We start from the raw sequence: 16602 nt of genomic DNA on the forward strand, positions 1-16602 counted from the left end.
CCTTTCCGATCAGTTGCCCTTGCCCTTGGACTTGCCTTTGTCCTCGGTGGCGGCTTTGTCTTTTTCTTCGGCGGCCTTCTCGGCGTCCGTCTTGCGGCGGACCGGGTTGACCCGGCCTCCGAGCGGATCCTCGAGGACCTGGACCTTCTCGATCCGGCTGGCGGTGTAGATGGAGACGCCGAACAGCTCGTTGGTCGCCGGGTACTTGTTGGCGTCGCGCTGCTGCATTTCCTCTTCGCAGAGGCGGGAGAACTCGTTGAAGAACTGGTTCTCCGTCGAGCGCTGGATGCAGTACTCGTAGGCGGCGAGCGCCTGATCCTGAACCGGCTGCGCGGTGTCGGCGAGGGCGTCGCAGTAGGCCCAGACCTGCTCTTGGCTGACGAAGCTCTGCGGCACGTCGGCGCGGTAGAGCTGGTCGGCGAAGTTCTGCAACACCGAGGCGGTACGCGCCGCGCCAGCGAGCACCCAGTACGGGCTGCCCGTGTTCTTGACGCCGCCGTAGGCCTCTTGCAGCTCGAGCCCGAGCTTCATCTTGGAGTCGAAGAACTCAGTGACCCGCTTCTTGGAGTCCTCGGCCTTGACGACCTGCTCCTTGTACATCTTCTCCCAGCTGGGCATGCCGGAGTCCTTGCGCCACTCGTCGACCTGGAAGTCCAGCTCGTCGGGCATCTTGATGCGCAGGTAGTCCTCGTACTTCTGGTCGGCCTGGTAGACGATGGCCATTGCCCAGGCGTTCTTGAAGTCCTCGGCCCGCTTCTTGTCCTCCTCGGGGATGTCGATCTTGCTCTTGCCGCCGACCATCTTGAGGATGAGCTTGAACTTGGCCTGACCGGCCTCGGCCCGCTTCGAGCCGCGGCGATGGACAGTGATGACGCCCTGGGTCTCCGAGCCACAGCGCTTGGGAGGGCGGAAGCGCGGCTTCTTGGCGCTCTCCTTCTCGTCGGCCTTCTCCTGGGCCTTCTTCTGCTTGGCCTCGAGCTTCTTGCGCTTCTCGATCGCCTCGACGCCCGACAGGGCGCGCTTGCGCTCAATGGTGATGCACGAGTCGTAGAGCAGCGGCTCTTCGCAGGACTTGCGCCACTCGACCTGGCCGATCACGGCGTTGGCCACGACCGCGCGGTCGATGCCACCCTTGGTGCTGTAGGTCTTGAGGTAGTCCTCAGCGTGCTTGCGCTTGGCCCCCGAGGAGTCGAGCAGGTCGTGCTGCGACCAGAAGATCTTGGCCGCCTTCTGGACGTCCTTCTTCTTGTAGAGGCTCTCGTACTTGTCGAGGTTCTCTTTGGCCTTGGCCTCCTGGCCGAGCCCGAGCCGGAACAGGTAGGCGTTCTGCAGCGCGTTGGAGGCCCGGTCGTCCTTGTCGTGCTCGGTCGCGAACTGCTCGTAGCGATCGGCGGACTGGTTGTAGTACGCGACCGCCTGATACGACTCGGCGAGGTAGTGCAGAGTGTCCTTGGCGTGCTCGCTCTCGGGGAAGCGATCGAGCAGCGCCGTGCGGATCTGGATGGCCTGGCCGACCTGGTAGGCGGCGTCAGAGCAGTCGGCCGCGTTCCACAGCAGCGTGGCCGCCTTCTCGTGATCCTCGAAGTTGTTGAAGACGTCGATGAACTGCGTGGAGCACTTCTCGAAGCCCTGCGGATCACCACCAGGATCGCCGTTGACGAACGCAGCGCCGGCGTCGCGGTAGGCCATGCCCTTCTTCCAGCCGATGCCGGCGAGCAAGGTCGGGACGGCCTCGCGCACGTCGGCGTTCTCCGGGTGGTTCCAGATCTTCAGGCCCTGGATCTTGGTCGCCCACTCCTGCAGCTCGTCGCTGGTCTCGATGACCTGCTGCGGATTGTTCTTGGTGTCGAGCCAGCGGATCGTCAACAGGTCGATCAACATCGCCGAGCACCATGCCGCGTAGATCTGCGCGTCCTTGACGTCGTCGAACTTGGTGATCATCTCCGTCAGCAGAGGCTTGGCCTCCGCGAACTTGTTGTGCTCCATCATGAGCTTGGCCCGGTGATACATGATCTTGGGCAGCTCTTTGTCGTCCGCCTTCTTCACGTATTTGACGTAGATGTCATACGAGCCAAGCATGGCCTTCTCCTCGGGCGTGTAGTCCGATTCGGGGAAGTCCATCTCGGTGTCGACCTTGGAGTCCTTGTCCTTGGGCTTCTTCTTCTTGTCTGTCTTGTAGATACAGACGCCCTCTTGGTCGAGCTTGCAGGTCTTCTTCTTGCCGCCGGTCTCGTCGTACTCGAGGTGGTTTTTCATCGCCAACATCTGCGCGTACGCAGCGTCGGCGGTGTACTTGCCCTCGGGGTCCAGCTCGAGCGTCTTCACGAACTGGTTGTGGGCCTTCATGAAGTAGTCGAGGCCCTTTTGGCGCTGGTCCTTGTCCTTGCTGTTGTAGTTCTGCTCCGCCAGCGCCCACAGCAGCTCGGCGTAGTAGTACTGCAGCTCGTAGCCGTCCTTGTCACCGGGGAAGGTCTTGAGGAACACCTCGTAGGCGTTCTCGGCGAGCTCGTAGGTGCGATCCAGCTTGGTCTTCTCGGCCTCGTCGTGCCAGACGGTGGCCATCTGCTTCATGGTGGCAAGGGCGTTGTCCTTGCACATCTTCTTTTGGGCCTTCTTGTAGTCGCCCGTCTCGAACTTCGTGTAGTACTTGCCGAGGTTCTCGGTCTCCTGCCACTGAACCTCTTTGTTGTCAGTTGCGAGGGTGTTGACGACGATCTTGCCCTGCCAGTCGCAGGACATGGCGTCCTCGGGGAACAGCTCCTGCAGCTTCTTGTAGATGAACGTGGACTCGGTGTACTGACCGTCGCCGAAGTACTGGTTGGCCAGTAGCTCCATCATCTTGCGGGCGTCGTTCTCGTCCTTGCCCGGACCGTTGCCGATCTTGTCGAAGAACTCCCACGCCTTCGAGGGCTTCGACGCGTGCACGTAGGCGCGCACGAGGTCGCGCCGGGCGTCGCGCCGCAGCTGCTTGCCGTTGGACTCCGAGCCCGCGCGGCCTTCCTTGGTCGCGGCGATCGTGGCCACGAAGAAGTTGAGGCTCTTGTCGAACCGGGCGTCGAACTCACCGATCGGGTTGAGGTGACACCACGCCAGCTTGTACAGGGCGTACGCGTAGACCGGACTGTCCTTGAACTGGGTGACGCGCTCGTACAGACGAACCGCGTTCCCGATTTGGCCCTTGCTGTAGTAGTAGTCGGCGAACGCGAGGTACGCGTTGGCGATGTACGGGCTGCTGGGGAAGTCGTTGATGAGGCGCTGGTAGGCGGCCTGCATCTTGGTCTCTTCGCCGAGCTCGCCGAGCTCGAAGGCGTAGTAGTACAGCGCCTCGTCCATGCGCTTGTACGAGGCGAATTTCGGGTTGTCGACCAGCGCCTCGTAGATCCGCGCCGCCTTCTCGCTCGAGTCCTTGGCGTCGCGCTCGTGGCGTTTTTGCTGCTCTTTGAGCTGCTTGGCCAGGTCCTTCTTCTTGGCGTCCTCGGCGTCGTAGATCTTTTGATAGAGCGAGCCAGACTGCAGGTCGAAGAAGGCCTTCTTCTCGAGGTAGTGATCCGCGAGCCGGAACAGGTAGTCCGGATACTCGGGATCGCTGTCCTCGGAGGTCTTGATCAACCGCTTGAGGAACTCGATCTGCTTGTCGGCCATCTCCTGCTCGACGGCCTTGCGCTTGGAGGCGAACTGCTGGCCGTCCATCATCTGGACGCCGCGCTCGCGCTCTTTCTCGACTTGCTCTTGCTGAGCCTTGAACTTGGTGTCGAGCAGATCCGACTGCGCCTTGGTCTTCTTGGACTTGCGCTCGTAACGAACGTTGCTCTCGGGCTCCTGCGCCTGGCTGACGTCAGCCGTCAGCAACAGCGCTGTGATGCTGAGGACGCTGCCGGCGGTCAGGAGACCGAGTTTGCGAGACCTAATGGAGCGATTGTGCGACATCTTGGACCTTCTCCGTTGAAGGTGAGGGCGGCCCCAGGCTGCCCTCACCTCATGTGAAACGTGTATTCGAGCTTGCGTTCAGGACAGGCTACTCGGCGCACACGCTGGTGACGCGGTAGTAGTAGTAGCCGAGCTCGTCCTGCCAGTATTCGCCGTTGTAGTTGTAACGCTCTTCTTCGGGTCCCGGCTTGATCTTCTCTTCAGCGCCGTCCGCGTCTTCCCCGAGCTTCTTGAGCTTCTCGACGATCTCGTACTCGACCTTGATCGCCTCTTTCTCGAGGTTCTTGATCTCGGCGATCTGAGCGTTGATGCGCTGGCGGGCCTGGGCGCCCGTGCGCTCCTTGGCGATCGACAGCGACAGATCCAAGTTCTCGAGCAGCAGCTCGCCGAGCCCGCCGGACCGGAACTCGTTACCCATCTCGTTGAAGCGGGTGTCTTGCTCGAAGCCGAGGCGGTTGACGTAGTCGTAGTACTTCTCGAGGGTCTTATCCTGCAGCGACTTGCGGGCGACCATCTCGACGAAGGGCTCGAGGTCGGAGCTGCCTTCGCGGATCTTCACGGACAGCTCGAACAGCTGGTAGTCCTCGGGGGCCTGGTTGAGCAGCTCCGAGAGGTCCTGCTTGGTCTGCACGTAGCGCGAGCTGAATTCCTCGATTGAGGCCTTCGCCGACGCGTAGCGGCAGTTGAAGTAGTAGGTGACCGCCTTGAGGATCAGGCCCTCGGGGTACAGGTAGTCATAGAAGAACGGCGCGTTGAGGGTGTGGATGTACCCCAGCGTCTTTTGGTAGTGGCGGTTGGCGTTGTCGGGGTCGACCTCGACGAGGCGGAACTCGGACCACGAAGACGCGAACACCGAGTCCAGCCAGTAGGGCGACTGGATGCTGATCTTGTTGAAGTACTTCAGCGAGGTGTCGAACTTGCCGACCTGATAGAAGATGTAGCCGAGCGCGATGTTGGCGAGCTCTTCGAAGCGCTTGTTCTGATCAGCGAAGTCGAGCTCGGCGGTGGAGATGCCGAGCCGCCGCTTCTTCTTGTCGGACATGCGCGCGAGCTTGCGAGCGTCGCGGTTCTTCTTCTTGCCCTGCATCTGGCGCAGCTCGACGTTCTTGCGCAGAACGTTCTTGAACGCCTCGACCGCCTCCGGGCCGTGGTACTCGCGGGTCTCGGCGACGCCGAGGAAGTACTGCGCCGGGATGAAGTAGTCGCTCTCGCGCGGGACCTGAGACAGCAGCGCGATCGACTGACCGAGATCGCCGTTGCCGTAGTGGTAGCGGCCGAGCAGGAAGTAGAGCTCGTCACGGACCGAGTCGAAGGCCTCGTTCTCGAGATCCTGCGGGCGGTAGGTGCCGACCTTCTCGAGCACGCCAGCGCCCTCGGGCAGCTTGCGGCTGAGCGACGCGAGCCACGGCAGCGTGAGCTGGTGGTACGGGTGGCTGGGGCCGACCTGAACGATCTCGTCGAACACCGCGAGCGATCCCGCGAAGAACCCGAGCTGAAACAGCGACTTGCCGAGCCAGAACTGCGCGCGGGTTGGATCCCCGCCGGCGCCGTCGTAGGCGATCTTGTAGAAGACCAGCGAGGCGGCCTCGTAGTTCTCGGCCTTGTACGCCTCTTCGGCTTGGTTTTGCTCGGCGCTTGGCTGACCGGACGCACCGGGGGGCAGCGGCGGGCCATCTGTGCCGGGCGCGACGGGAGGTCCACCACCGGGAGGCGGCGGCGGTCCACCGGCCCCACCGGGAGGCGGAGGCGGTCCACCACCACCGGGCGGAGGCGGCGGCGGTGCGGCGTATGCCGAGACCGACGCGGCTCCGAACACGAGGCCAACAAGGAGCGGGAGTGACTTGAGCAGGCTGAGCTTTTTCATCGCGAGCGCTTGCGCGTTGGACCCATGTAAGGGCGACGGGACCTTACCAGCGGCCCGTCGACGATCGCAAGCAACTCCGGCAAGGGGAACACCAGGAGTTTGGGCGCTGAACGTGAGACCCGTGGTCTGAGGTACCTGGTTTTCTGGATGTCGTTGGCTGGACGGCGTCAGCTGCCTGGGTCCAGCGGCCCGACTGGAGCCACGCGACGGGTCATTCGCCATCTGCGAGCCGTCGGCAGGTTGGCCCGGCGCGGTCGAGGTACTCGGCACGGGCGGCAAACAACGGCAGCTGTGCGGGCCCGATCTAGCAGGGTTGGAAATTTCCGGCGCTCGCGCTTGTGTTGTCAGGTCACACCCGGTCACGCCGCGGGGAGATCTGTTCAGCGCCGAGCCCACGCTCGCGCCGTCAACGCGGTTGATCTGCAGAGGTACTTGACCCTAGATTCACGCCGTGTAGGATGCCCGAAGCATGGGTCCCATTGGGTGCCATGCGTGTCGAGGGCCCCGGCTGCCGTCCAGAAATCCGGGGTTTCGTGGCGTCCAAGCCAGACATTTCGCGCAGAGCCGGTTGTGTTTCGACGCGGCTCCGACTGCTCCGACAAAAGACCGTTCGATGCCCAGCTCACGCATCCAGTCCACCCTGTTCGCCGCAGCATTTCTCCTCACGGGCGGCTTGTTGCTGACCGCGTGCCCGCAGGGTGACGTCGGGGCGCCATGCAACCACGGCTCGGTCGAGCCGCCGTCGAGCAAGCTCGTCACGTTTCCAGCGCTCTCGTGCAGTGACCTGCTGTGCGTCTACGGCGAAGAGCAGACCGTCCCCGACGTCAACTGCGAGACGGACACACAGTGCAACGACGCCAGCGGTGGCAACGGCGAGAACATCTTCGAGTGCGAGTCCGGCTCGTGCCGCCTCAGCCTTCAGTATGTGCTCGAGCGCTCGATGTGCTCGAAGACCTGCGCGACGGACGAGGACTGCAACAACAGCACCCTCAGCAACCGCCCCACCGTCGACCCCGACGAGACCGCGTGCGGGTCCGGGTTCAAGTGCACCGTGCTGCAGCGGCTCGGCCAGTTCTGCTGCGACAAGCTGTGCGTCTGTCGTGACGACCTGCCGGCCCTCGACGAGCTCGAGATGGACTGCCAGGAGAACATTGGCGACGCGTGGCTCGAGTGCAACGCCGCCGAAGACGACATGTCGATGACCGGCACCGCGCCCTAGCACCGCTGGGTTGACCAAGCACGACACACGCAAACGCGGCCGCGCTGGTGAAGACCAAGCGGCCGCGTTGTTGTTGGAGCACGGTCTCGAGATCCTCGATCGCAACGTCACCCGTGCGGGCGCCGAGATCGATCTGATCGCCCGCGACGGCGAGACGATCGTGTTCATCGAAGTCCGCAGCCGCGCCGATGATCTGCGCGGCCACCCGTTCGAGACCGTCGACGCCCGCAAACAATCGCGCCTTCGTCGAGGCGCGACCGGCTGGCTCGTCAGCCAAGATCTCTGGGACCGAGTCGCCGTGCGCTTCGACGTCGTCGCCCTGGTCGGCGACGACATCGAGTGGCTGAAGAACGCGTTCTAGGTCTAGGGGCAACGAGGAAAGCCCCCATTGAGGGGGCCACTCATGACGCGACACGAAGCGGCTGCAGTCGGCGAACTGCGACGCGTCTGTGGGGAACCTCGAAGTCCAAGACTCCGGAGTCAAACCCCGGTTTAGTTCTTCTTCTTTTTCTTGCCGCGCTTGGCCTTCTTGGCCTCGGCCTTCTCGGCCTTCTCGGCCTCGATCGCCGCTGCCGCCGACTTGTAGTCGCCGACCTTGCGCTTGATCCGAGCCGCGTTGCCGCGACGATCACGAAGGTAGTAGAGCTTGGCGCGACGGACCCGACCGCGGCTGATCAGCTCGATCATGGTCACGCGTGGCGAGGCCAGCGACCAGACCCGCTCGACGCCGACGTTGTCGGTGACCTTGCGGACGGTGAAGGAGCCACGCAGACCGCGGTGCCGACGGTGGATGCAGATCCCCTCGAACACCTGGATGCGATCTTTGCCGCCTTCGGAGATCATCGCGTGGACGGCGATGCGATCGCCCGCACGAAACTCGGGGATGTCTTTGCGAGCGAGCTCCTGCTCGAGCTCGTGGATGATGGGGCTGGCTTGGCTCATGGCGAGTTTGACTCCGAAAAATTCGTTGGGTCACTCGGCGATCAACACCGGAGAAGACCTTCGGCCCGCAGGGCGGCCAAGCTTGCGCGGGCGAGTGCCGCGGTCGCTTGGGGGGCCGGTTGGGGCTGCGAAATGTCGATCAAACTGGAGGCGATCGCAAGTCGCGGGTCAAAAGTGGTTGCGCCGCTTCGGTCACGCTCGGGATCGAGCGCCATCCACGCGTCGCAGGCTCGGGCGCCGGCGGGCAAGTGCTCGGGGCTGCCGAGCCAAAACACCACCGGGGCGGGCGCCTCGCCTGCTTCGTACGCCAGGACATCGAGCACCAGGCGAGGCCCCCGCTCGGGCTCGCCGGGGCCACACTGGCCGACACCGATCACGTGGGGGTCGCTACCGTGACGCTTTCGGACCAGCCGGCGGAGCTGCTTGAGATCCCTCATGTTGGGGCGGCCCGGAGCGACTCGCGGACCGATCACCGTGAAGTTCGCGCCCGCGTCTGCGGCGAGCTGGGCGAGCTCCCCGCCAGCGTCGCCGAGCTGATCCAAGGGCACCGCCAGCCAGATCGGGTGCCCGCTCGGCAGTGACCAGCGCGGACGCAGCTCGGGCCGCAGCGCCCAGGTCCGCAGGCAGGCGGTCCGACGTCGCCAACGCTCGACGGCCTGGTGATCGCCCGCGAGCAAGATCGGGGGCACGGCGTGACCGCGAAACTCGGCCGGGCGGGTGTAGTGCGGGTGCTCGAGCACCAGGCCGGGCTGCCACGCGTGTGGATCGAGCGAGCCCTCGCTGATGCTCGCAAAGCTCTCGGTCTCGATCGACTCGGGGTTGCCGAGCACGCCCTCACGCAGCCGCGCGACGGCCTCGATGATCACCGCGGCCGCGACCTCGCCCCCGTTGAGCACGAAGTCGCCGATCGACAGGCACTCATCGACGAAGTGCTCACGCACGCGATCGTCGATGCCTTCATAGCGACCACACAGCAGGGCGATCCGGGGCTTCGTCGCGAGCCGCTCGGCGACGCGCTGGTCAAACTGTGCGCCCGAGGGCGTCAGCAAGATCGTGTGCATCGGTCCCCGCGCTGCGCTCACGGCTTCGAGCGCCGCGACGACGGGCTCCGGATTTATGACCATGCCAGCGCCGCCGCCGAACGGCGCATCGTCGACGCTGTGATGGCGATCCTGGCTGAAGCTTCGGTAGTCGGTGCAGTGCACGGCGACCAGCTCGCGGGCGATCGCCTTGCCCATCAACCCGGCTTTTACAAACGCTTCGATCGCGGCCGGGAAGATCGTGAAGACCTCGAACTCGATCGCGCTCACGACTCGCGCGGCTCCGGGAGCATGTCATCGTGGACGTCGACGACCACACACTGCGGCTTCGCGTCGCCCTCGATGTTCTGGATCGAGACGACGAACGGTGGCATCGCGGGGAGCAGCCACTCGCGCCCACGCAGGCGCACGCACAGGAGATCTTGAGCGGTGTTGCTGGTGACCCCGGTGATCCGACCCAGCGACTCGCGACCGCCCTCGGTCTCGCGCACGACCTCGAGCCCGATCAGATCCGCGAGGTAGTACTCGTCCTCGTCGAGCTTGGGCAGCTGCGCGCGGGCGACCCACAGCTCGTGACCTCGCAGGGCCTCGGCGGGGGCGCGCGCGTCGACGCCTTCGAGCCACAGCCGGATCGTGTCGCTGCCCGGCTTGGGGGCCACGCGCGCGACCTCGTGGGTCACCTGCTTGGTGGTGCCGCGCTCGCGCAGGACGATCGGCAGCCCGGGCTCGAGCAGCGTGGACTCCTGGTTGAACAGCTTCACGCGCAGCGCCCCGGCCACGCCGTGGACGCCAGCGACGTAGCCGAGCTGGAGGTGGCTCGAGGCGAGGTCGAGGTCGTCGCGTTGCGACTCGTCCATGTTGGCGACTCGCGACTACTCGAGGATCTCGAGATCAGCCCGCTTGCGCAGCTTGGAGGACGCGGCGTTGAGGATCGCGCGCATGGCCTTGACCGTGCGGCCCTGCTTCCCGATCACCTTGCCGAGATCTTCTTTGGCCACGCGCAGCTCGAGCACGACGGTCTGTTCGCCAGACACTTCGGACACATCGACGTCGTCTGGGTTGTCAACGAGGGCCTTGGCGATGAACTCGATGAGCTCTTTGAGCGAGACGTTGGCGGACATGTCGAGAAGGCCTCCGAGAGCGAGAATTGCGGGAGTGAAGCGGGAGAACCGTTTGCAGCATCCCACAGCATGGGCGGGCCGGCAAAAGTCTTCGCCGCGGGTCAGCCCGTGGACGCCGGTGGAAGCCAACCACGAACGAACCCGAGCTCAGGGAGCCCGGGTAGCGACGAGGCGTGCCAATACCGTGAGAGGTGCCGTGAGGGTGCCGTGCGAGGTGCCTGGCAGCTAGGCCGAGGGGGCCGGCGCCGAGGCCTTGCGCAGGAGTCGGCGGACCGCGTCGGTGGGCTGAGCCCCAACGCCGATCCAGTACTCCACGCGCGCCTGGTTGAGCGTGACGGTGCCGTCCTTGGTCATGGGATTATAGGTACCGAGCTTCTCGAGGAAGCGTCCGTCCCGGGGGGAGCGGGCGTCTGAAGCGACGATTCGGTAGAAGGGGCGCTTTTTGGCGCCGCCGCGGGCAAGCCTGATCTTGACGGCCATTTTTTCTCTTGGAAGATGCGTTCGCGCAGCGGCGAACGGGGACACGCTGAACTCGTCTCAGCCCTGGGGCTGAAGGGTTGGCGAGGCTAACGTCGAGGTTGGCCGCCGTCAACAGCTGCGGCCCCGGCACCGAGAGGCGACGAAGGACGGCTCCGCTCGCCCCTCGGGCACAAACACTGTACAAAAAAACTCGTCTCCATGAGCGATCGCATGACTGATATCCGGCGGGCCGGTGTGACCGCGCGCGGCAGCTACCTGGCGGTGGCGTTCGCGGCGATCGCCCTCGTCGGTCTGGCCACGAGTTCGAGCCTGGGCTGCAACGGCCGAAATCACCCTGGGCAGACCGGTGACACCGCGCCAAACGCCGACTCGGGCGCGGCGACCGAGTCGGCGCCGCGCTACGAGATCGATCTGTTCGCGTTCGGTCGGCAGCTCGGGACGATCGCGCCCTGCGGCTGCACGACGGAGCCGCTGGGCGGGCTGCAGTATGCGTTTGGTTACATCGAGGCCGAGTCGAGCGCCGGCCAGCGGTTGATCTTGGAGCCGGGCTCGTTCTTGTTTCCCGACCCGGACGGGCCGGAGGGTCCGACCGACGAGGCCGCGTGGGCCCAGGCCGTCGCGCGCGCCGAGCTGCTTCAGGGCCGGTTTTCGGCGCTCGACGGGCTGGTGTCGGGGCTCGGCCCAACGGACTACGCGTCGAGCAAGTCGGGCGCCGCACTGGCGGAGCTGCCGCTCCCGCGGGTCGTCGCCAACCTCGGCAAGGACGCGCGACCGGCCGGGGTCGAGCGTGTGCGGGTGGTCCCGCTCGGGCACGGGCTGTCGGCCGCGGTCACGCAGGTCATCGATCCTGCCGTGGCGTCCGCGGCCGCGGGCAAGGACTGGGGCAAGCAGTTCCCCGCGGTCACGGAGCCGATCGCCGCGCTCGTAGAGATCGCGCCCGAGCTGGCCAAGGCGCAGCTGCAGGTCGTCATGGTCAACGGGCCGCGGGAGCTGGCCGAGACGATCGCGCGCGAGGTCGAGGGGATCGACGTGGTCGTCGTGGGCGCCGAATTTACGAACCCCGACCGCGGCAGGGTCGGCAGCTCGGCGGTCCAGATCGGCACCACGTGGGTGCTCGAGCCTGGCGACCGGGCCCAGACGATCTCGCACCTGACGATCTCCCTGGATCCCTCGCTCCCGGCCGGGCAGCTGCCCGACACCTGGACGCTGATCCCGTCGACCGAGCAGCGCGAGGCCGAGCTCGCCCGACTCGAGCAGAAGCTGAGCAAGTTCGCCGATGATAAAACAGCAGACGCGCGGTTCGTCGCCCGCCTCGAGGCCGAGCGCGATCAGCTGAAGGCCGCCCTCGCGAGCCCGGCGATCCCCAGTGACGTTCCGGTGGCGCTGATCCCCGCGCAGGTCAAGGTCACCTGTCACCTGCCTGCGGACGCCACCTCCAAGCTGGCACTGAGCAACTACGACGCCGCCGTGGCCGAGCGCAACCGCGAGCGCTTTGCCGGGGTCGAGCCCCCCCCGCCCGCGCCCGGTCAGGCCGGCTATGCCGGGATCGAAGCGTGCGCCGACTGCCACTCGGAGGCGGTCGACATGTGGAAGACCACCGTCCACGCCCGCGCCTACGAGACCTTGGTCACCGCCAACAAGCAGTTCGACCTGTCGTGCGTGAATTGCCACGTGACGGGCTTTCGGGCCCCGGGTGGCAGCGAGGTGGTCGAGAACCAGCACCTGCAGTCGGTCCAGTGCGAGCAGTGCCACGGCCCCGGCAGCCTCCACGTCGAGGACCCCAGCACGGACAACATCCAGCTGTCGGCCCCCGTGAGCGTGTGCCTGACCTGCCACACGCCCGAGCACTCCGACACCTTCGACTACGAGCCCTACCTGCGCGACGTCCTGGGCGCAGGTCACGGCGCGGAGGCGCGAGCCAAGCTCGGTGACGGGCCAACTGGCCGGGAACTGCGTGCCGCAGCCCTCGAAAAAGCCGGCGGCGGCTGTAAAAAAATGTAGATCCCCGCGGGGCGTGGACCCGGGGATTCCGTAAGTACACTCACGTGCCTGGGTGGTCCTCAGGCTTGGACTCGTCGCGCGTGGCAAGTAGACAGCGGCCAACCCACCACGGGTGTGCGTCGGCGGCGAGCCGGTCCGCGTTTGGACCACCAGGCACCTATCCGACGGCCCCGCTACCCCGCGACGATCTGCACGATCGCGCGGGCTTGGAAGCTAGACAAGGAAAAACCATGACCGAGACAACCTTCGGCAAGCTCACCGCAAAGATCCGACAGGCGACGGGCAAAGGCGTCGCTCGCAAGCTCCGTACCGAGGGCCTGATCCCCGCCGTCATTTATGGCAAGGGTGAAGGCAACGTGATGCTGACTGTCAGCCCCCGCGAGCTGCGGCGGGCGATGGACCCCAACCGCCGGCTCAACACCTTCTTCACGGTCACGATCGAGGGCGACGGCGCCCCGGTCGTCGAGCAGTGCGTGCTGACCGACTACCAGGCGGATCCGATCCGCGACGAGTTCCTGCACGTCGACTTCTTGCGCGTCGACCCCGACGGCGAAGTGGTCACCAAGATCCCGGTCGAGTACGTCGGCCGCTCGGTCGGCGTGGTCGCGGGCGGCAAGCTGCGGACCTACCAGCGCACCGCTCGGGTCGCCGCCAAGCCGGCCCACATCCCCGTCAAGCTGACCGTCGACATCAGCGCGTTGGCGGCCGGGGAGAGCCTGCGCATGCGGGATCTCAGCCTCGACAACGCGCGCCTGCTCGACCACCCCAACGTCGTGGTCGCGCACGTCGATCCGCCCCGCGTGGCCAAGGTCGATGACGCCGCCGCCGCGGCCGACGCCAAGAAGGGCAAGAAGAAGTAGCCGTCCGGCTGCTGACCTGCCCGTCGTCGGCCCTTCACCCGCTCTCTCGAGTTCGCTTGAACCATGTCCTCTCCATGGCTGATCGTCGGTCTCGGCAACCCCGGGCCCGAGTACGCCAAGAACCGGCACAACGTCGGTTTCATGGTCGTCGAGCGATGGGCGGAGCGACACGTCACGCCAGGTACTGGCGGCGTGGCGTGGAAGTCTCAGTTCAAGGGCCGCGTGACCAGCATCCACGCCGGCGGTCAGATCGGCCGCTGCGTGGTGCTGGAGCCTCAGACCTACATGAACCGCAGCGGCGAGAGCGTCCGCGCGGCCGTCGACTTTCACGACGTGCCGCTCGAGCGCATCGTCGTGGTTCACGACGAGATCGACTTTGCGTTCGGTCGCGTCGGGCTCAAGCGCGGGGGTGGCCACGGCGGCCACAACGGCCTGCGCGACATCATCAAGCACCTCGGCAAGCCGAGCTTCTTTCGGGTTCGGGTTGGCGTCAGCCGCCCGCGCCACGGCGAAGTGTCGGACTGGGTGCTCTCCAATTTCTCTGGCGAGGACGCCACGTTCGTGGATGACCTCGTCGACCGGGCCGAGCAGGCCCTGACCTGTCTGCTGGCCGAGGGCCTGACCTCGGCCATGAACCGCTTCCACCCTGCTCCCGACTCACCGCTGAACTCATCGGCCCCCGCAGCCGACGCTTCGTCGGGCGGCAAGTCGGGCAAACCAACTCTCTAGGTAAGGAATCTCCCCGTGACCATCCAACAGATGCTCCTCGCCATTCCGGCGGCCGGTGTGCTGGCGTTGATCTACGCCGCGTACACCTCGTATTGGATCAGTGGGCGCGACGCCGGCAACGAGCGCATGCAGAACATCGCCACGCAGATTCAGCGTGGTGCGATGGCCTTCTTGCGCGCCGAGTACTCGGTGTTGATCGGCTTCGTCGCGCTCGTGGCCTGCGGCCTGTTCTTCCTCAACCGGTCCGAGCCGACCTCGGACCCGCTGGTGGCCCTGTCGTTCGTGCTCGGCGCGGGCGCGTCGGGTCTGGCTGGCTTCTTCGGCATGCGCGTGGCCACTCAGGCCAACGTGCGCACGGCCGCGGCGGCCCGAACCGGGCTCGCGCCTGCGCTGCAGATCGCGTTCCGCGGCGGCGCCGTAATGGGCATGAGCGTGGTCGGCCTCGCGCTGCTCGGGCTCGGCTCGCTGTTTTGGTTCTACCTTGGCCAGTTCAAGGTCGACATCACCGCGCTCGACAACGCGATCAACGGGTTCCGCTTCAGCAAGCTGATCAACGTGCTCGCTGGGTTCTCGATGGGCGCGTCGTCGATCGCTCTGTTCGCCCGCGTCGGCGGCGGCATCTACACCAAGGCAGCTGACGTCGGCGCCGACCTGGTCGGCAAGGTCGAGGCGGGGATCCCCGAGGATCACTTCCTCAACCCCGCGACGATCGCCGACAACGTCGGTGACAACGTCGGCGACGTGGCCGGCATGGGCGCCGACCTGTTCGAGTCCTACGTGGGCTCGATCATCGGCGCGATGATCCTGGGCGCGGTCGCCGTCCACGGCGGGTTCGAGGCGGCGCTGCTGCCCCTGATCCTGGCCGCGGTCGGGATCGTGGTCTCGATCCTCGGCACCTTCGTGGTCCGCACCAAAGAGGGTGGCAACCCGCAGATCGCCCTCGACGCCGGCTCGTTCGGCGCCGCGGCCGTGATGCTCGGCCTGAGCTACCTGATCATCGATTACTTCGTGAAGCTGGCGGGCCCCGCCGGGATCCAGTTCGCGGAGTTCGACGGGCCGCTGCAGACCCTGCACCTGTTCTACCCGATGGTCGTCGGCCTCGTCGCTGGCGTCGTGATCGGGCTGGTCACCGGCTACTACTGCTCGAAGGGCAAGAAGCCGGTCAACAGCATCGTCGACCAGTCCAAGACTGGCCCCGCGACCAACATCATCGCCGGGATCGGCGTCGGCTTCGAGTCGACCGCGATCCCGATCCTGCTGATCGCCGTGGCGATCTACGTCGCCAACCTCTACGCGGGCCTCTACGGCGTCGCGCTCGCGGCGGTCGGCATGCTGTCGACCACGGGCATCCAGCTCGCCGTCGACGCCTACGGACCGATCTCCGACAACGCTGGCGGCATCGCCGAGATGTCGGGGCTGCCCAGCAAGGTCCGCGAGCGGACCGACAACCTCGACGCGGTCGGCAACACCACCGCCGCGATCGGCAAGGGCTTCGCGATCGCGTCGGCCGCCCTCGCTGCGCTGTCACTGTTTGCCGCCTACCGCAAGCTCGCGCTCGGCAACACCGACATCGTGCTGACCGATCCCGAGGTGCTGATCGGCATGTTGCTTGGCGGCATGCTGCCGTTCTTGTTCTCGGCCATGGCCATGAAGGCAGTCGGTGACGCCGCCATGGAGATGATCGAAGAGGTCCGTCGCCAGTTCAAGGACATCCCGGTCCTGCGCAAGGCCCTGATCCTGGTCGCCAAGGCCGAGGAAGAGGACCGCGAGCTGACCGAGGAAGAGGACGCCGAGGTCCTCGCGGCCGGCAAGAAGACCGAGGTCGAGAAGTGCGTTGCGATCTCGACCAAGGCCTCGATCAAGCGCATGGTCATGCCAGGGTTGCTGGCACTGGCTGCACCGCTGATCGTCGGTTGGTGGTCGCCGTTCGCGTTGGGCGGGCTGCTCGCTGGCACCTTGGTGTCAGGCGTGATGCTGGCGATCTTCATGTCCAACGCCGGTGGCGCGTGGGACAACGCCAAGAAGCAGGTCGAGGATCAGGCACGGAGCCTCGAGAAGAACACGGGCAAGGGCTCCGAGCGCCACAAGGCCGCCGTGATCGGCGACACCGTGGGTGATCCCTTCAAGGACACCGCGGGCCCCAGCCTCAACATCCTCATCAAGTTGATGACGATCGTCGCGGTCGTGATCGCGCCGCACATCAACCCTGACAAAGAGCAGGTCGCCGAGGCCGCCGCGAAGCTCGAGGCGCAAGCGGCATTGGATGAAGCTGGCGCTGCTGGCGACAAGGCTGGCGACAAGGCCGGCGACAAGGCCGGCGACAAGGCCGGCGACAAGGCCAAGCCGAACACGGTCCCCAACCCCGGTTGACCTGACTCGTTCGAGACGGTCGAACACGACTGGACAATTGATCAAAGCG

12 protein-coding genes and 1 pseudogene are annotated in these 16602 nt (G+C 65.7%); 6 read left to right on the forward strand and 7 right to left on the reverse strand.

Annotation, left to right across the window (positions count from 1 at the left end):
- Positions 1 to 9 precede the first annotated feature (9 nt).
- Positions 10 to 3849 carry a hypothetical protein gene (locus tag ENSA7_RS23330; RefSeq protein ID WP_146158043.1) on the reverse strand — a complete coding sequence of 1280 codons (3840 nt, stop codon included), beginning with the start codon at positions 3847 to 3849 and terminating at the stop codon, positions 10 to 12.
- Between the two features lie 166 nt (positions 3850 to 4015).
- Entirely contained in the window at positions 4016 to 5791 is a 1776-nt protein-coding gene (locus ENSA7_RS23335; protein ID WP_106091543.1) for a tetratricopeptide repeat protein, read from the reverse strand.
- 613 nt (positions 5792 to 6404) lie between these two features.
- On the opposite strand from ENSA7_RS23335, the gene ENSA7_RS23340 reads away from it, so the two are divergent.
- Positions 6405 to 7010 (forward strand): hypothetical protein, encoded by a 606-nt coding sequence (locus ENSA7_RS23340; RefSeq protein ID WP_106091544.1) that lies wholly within the window; start codon positions 6405 to 6407, stop codon positions 7008 to 7010.
- A 10-nt stretch (positions 7011 to 7020) separates the two neighbouring features.
- A complete protein-coding gene (locus tag ENSA7_RS23345) occupies positions 7021 to 7371 on the forward strand; it encodes a YraN family protein (protein ID WP_106091545.1) in 351 nt (116 codons plus the stop codon).
- A gap of 131 nt (positions 7372 to 7502) precedes the next feature.
- Here the strand turns inward: ENSA7_RS23345 and rplS are convergent, their stop codons facing one another.
- The 5 genes and pseudogenes from rplS to rpsP all read right to left on the reverse strand — a co-directional run.
- Positions 7503 to 7952 carry a 50S ribosomal protein L19 gene (gene rplS / locus ENSA7_RS23350; RefSeq protein WP_106091546.1) on the reverse strand — a complete coding sequence of 150 codons (450 nt, stop codon included), beginning with the start codon at positions 7950 to 7952 and terminating at the stop codon, positions 7503 to 7505.
- 41 nt (positions 7953 to 7993) lie between these two features.
- On the reverse strand, positions 7994 to 9262 hold the full coding sequence (gene trmD / locus ENSA7_RS23355) for a tRNA (guanosine(37)-N1)-methyltransferase TrmD (RefSeq protein ID WP_106091547.1): 1269 nt from the start codon (positions 9260 to 9262) through the stop codon (positions 7994 to 7996).
- Positions 9259 to 9849 (reverse strand): ribosome maturation factor RimM, encoded by a 591-nt coding sequence (gene rimM, locus ENSA7_RS23360; RefSeq protein ID WP_106091548.1) that lies wholly within the window; start codon positions 9847 to 9849, stop codon positions 9259 to 9261. The genes trmD and rimM overlap by 4 nt, the downstream gene beginning before the upstream one ends.
- 15 nt (positions 9850 to 9864) lie before the next feature.
- Complete coding sequence (locus ENSA7_RS23365; protein WP_052556078.1) at positions 9865 to 10113, reverse strand: KH domain-containing protein; 249 nt, start codon at positions 10111 to 10113, stop codon at positions 9865 to 9867.
- A gap of 249 nt (positions 10114 to 10362) precedes the next feature.
- A pseudogene (gene rpsP, locus ENSA7_RS23370) lies at positions 10363 to 10593 on the reverse strand (30S ribosomal protein S16); the annotation flags it as partial.
- Between the two features lie 210 nt (positions 10594 to 10803).
- Between rpsP and ENSA7_RS23375 the strand changes: the two are divergent.
- The 4 genes from ENSA7_RS23375 to ENSA7_RS23390 all read left to right on the forward strand — a co-directional run bounded on the left by ENSA7_RS23375 (position 10804) and on the right by ENSA7_RS23390 (position 16553).
- Positions 10804 to 12594 carry a cytochrome c family protein gene (locus ENSA7_RS23375; protein WP_181234028.1) on the forward strand — a complete coding sequence of 597 codons (1791 nt, stop codon included), beginning with the start codon at positions 10804 to 10806 and terminating at the stop codon, positions 12592 to 12594.
- A 230-nt stretch (positions 12595 to 12824) separates the two neighbouring features.
- The gene (locus ENSA7_RS23380) at positions 12825 to 13454 is read left to right on the forward strand and encodes a 50S ribosomal protein L25 (protein ID WP_106091551.1); all 630 of its coding nucleotides are present in this window, start codon (positions 12825 to 12827) and stop codon (positions 13452 to 13454) included.
- Positions 13455 to 13517: 63 nt separating this feature from the next.
- Positions 13518 to 14183: an aminoacyl-tRNA hydrolase gene (gene pth / locus ENSA7_RS23385; RefSeq protein WP_106091552.1), complete on the forward strand. Its 666-nt coding sequence runs from the start codon at positions 13518 to 13520 to the stop codon at positions 14181 to 14183.
- Between the two features lie 21 nt (positions 14184 to 14204).
- The gene (locus tag ENSA7_RS23390) at positions 14205 to 16553 is read left to right on the forward strand and encodes a sodium-translocating pyrophosphatase (protein WP_443655660.1); all 2349 of its coding nucleotides are present in this window, start codon (positions 14205 to 14207) and stop codon (positions 16551 to 16553) included.
- Positions 16554 to 16602: the final 49 nt, after the last annotated feature.

This window comes from Enhygromyxa salina (assembly GCF_002994635.1).
In the GTDB taxonomy this organism is placed as follows: Bacteria; Myxococcota_A; Polyangia; order Nannocystales; family Nannocystaceae; genus Plesiocystis; species Plesiocystis salina_B.

Excerpts from the sequence above, each read along its gene's own strand:
- ENSA7_RS23375 (WP_181234028.1), top strand. The coding sequence starts at position 10,804 with ATGACTGATATCCGGCGGGCCGGTGTGACCGCGCGCGGCAGCTACCTG.
- pth (WP_106091552.1), top strand. The coding sequence starts at position 13,518 with ATGTCCTCTCCATGGCTGATCGTCGGTCTCGGCAACCCCGGGCCCGAG.
- ENSA7_RS23365 (WP_052556078.1), bottom strand. The coding sequence starts at position 10,113 with ATGTCCGCCAACGTCTCGCTCAAAGAGCTCATCGAGTTCATCGCCAAG.
- rplS (WP_106091546.1), bottom strand. The coding sequence starts at position 7,952 with ATGAGCCAAGCCAGCCCCATCATCCACGAGCTCGAGCAGGAGCTCGCT.
- rimM (WP_106091548.1), bottom strand. The coding sequence starts at position 9,849 with ATGGACGAGTCGCAACGCGACGACCTCGACCTCGCCTCGAGCCACCTC.
- ENSA7_RS23380 (WP_106091551.1), top strand. The coding sequence starts at position 12,825 with ATGACCGAGACAACCTTCGGCAAGCTCACCGCAAAGATCCGACAGGCG.
- ENSA7_RS23335 (WP_106091543.1), bottom strand. The coding sequence starts at position 5,791 with ATGAAAAAGCTCAGCCTGCTCAAGTCACTCCCGCTCCTTGTTGGCCTC.
- ENSA7_RS23340 (WP_106091544.1), top strand. The coding sequence starts at position 6,405 with ATGCCCAGCTCACGCATCCAGTCCACCCTGTTCGCCGCAGCATTTCTC.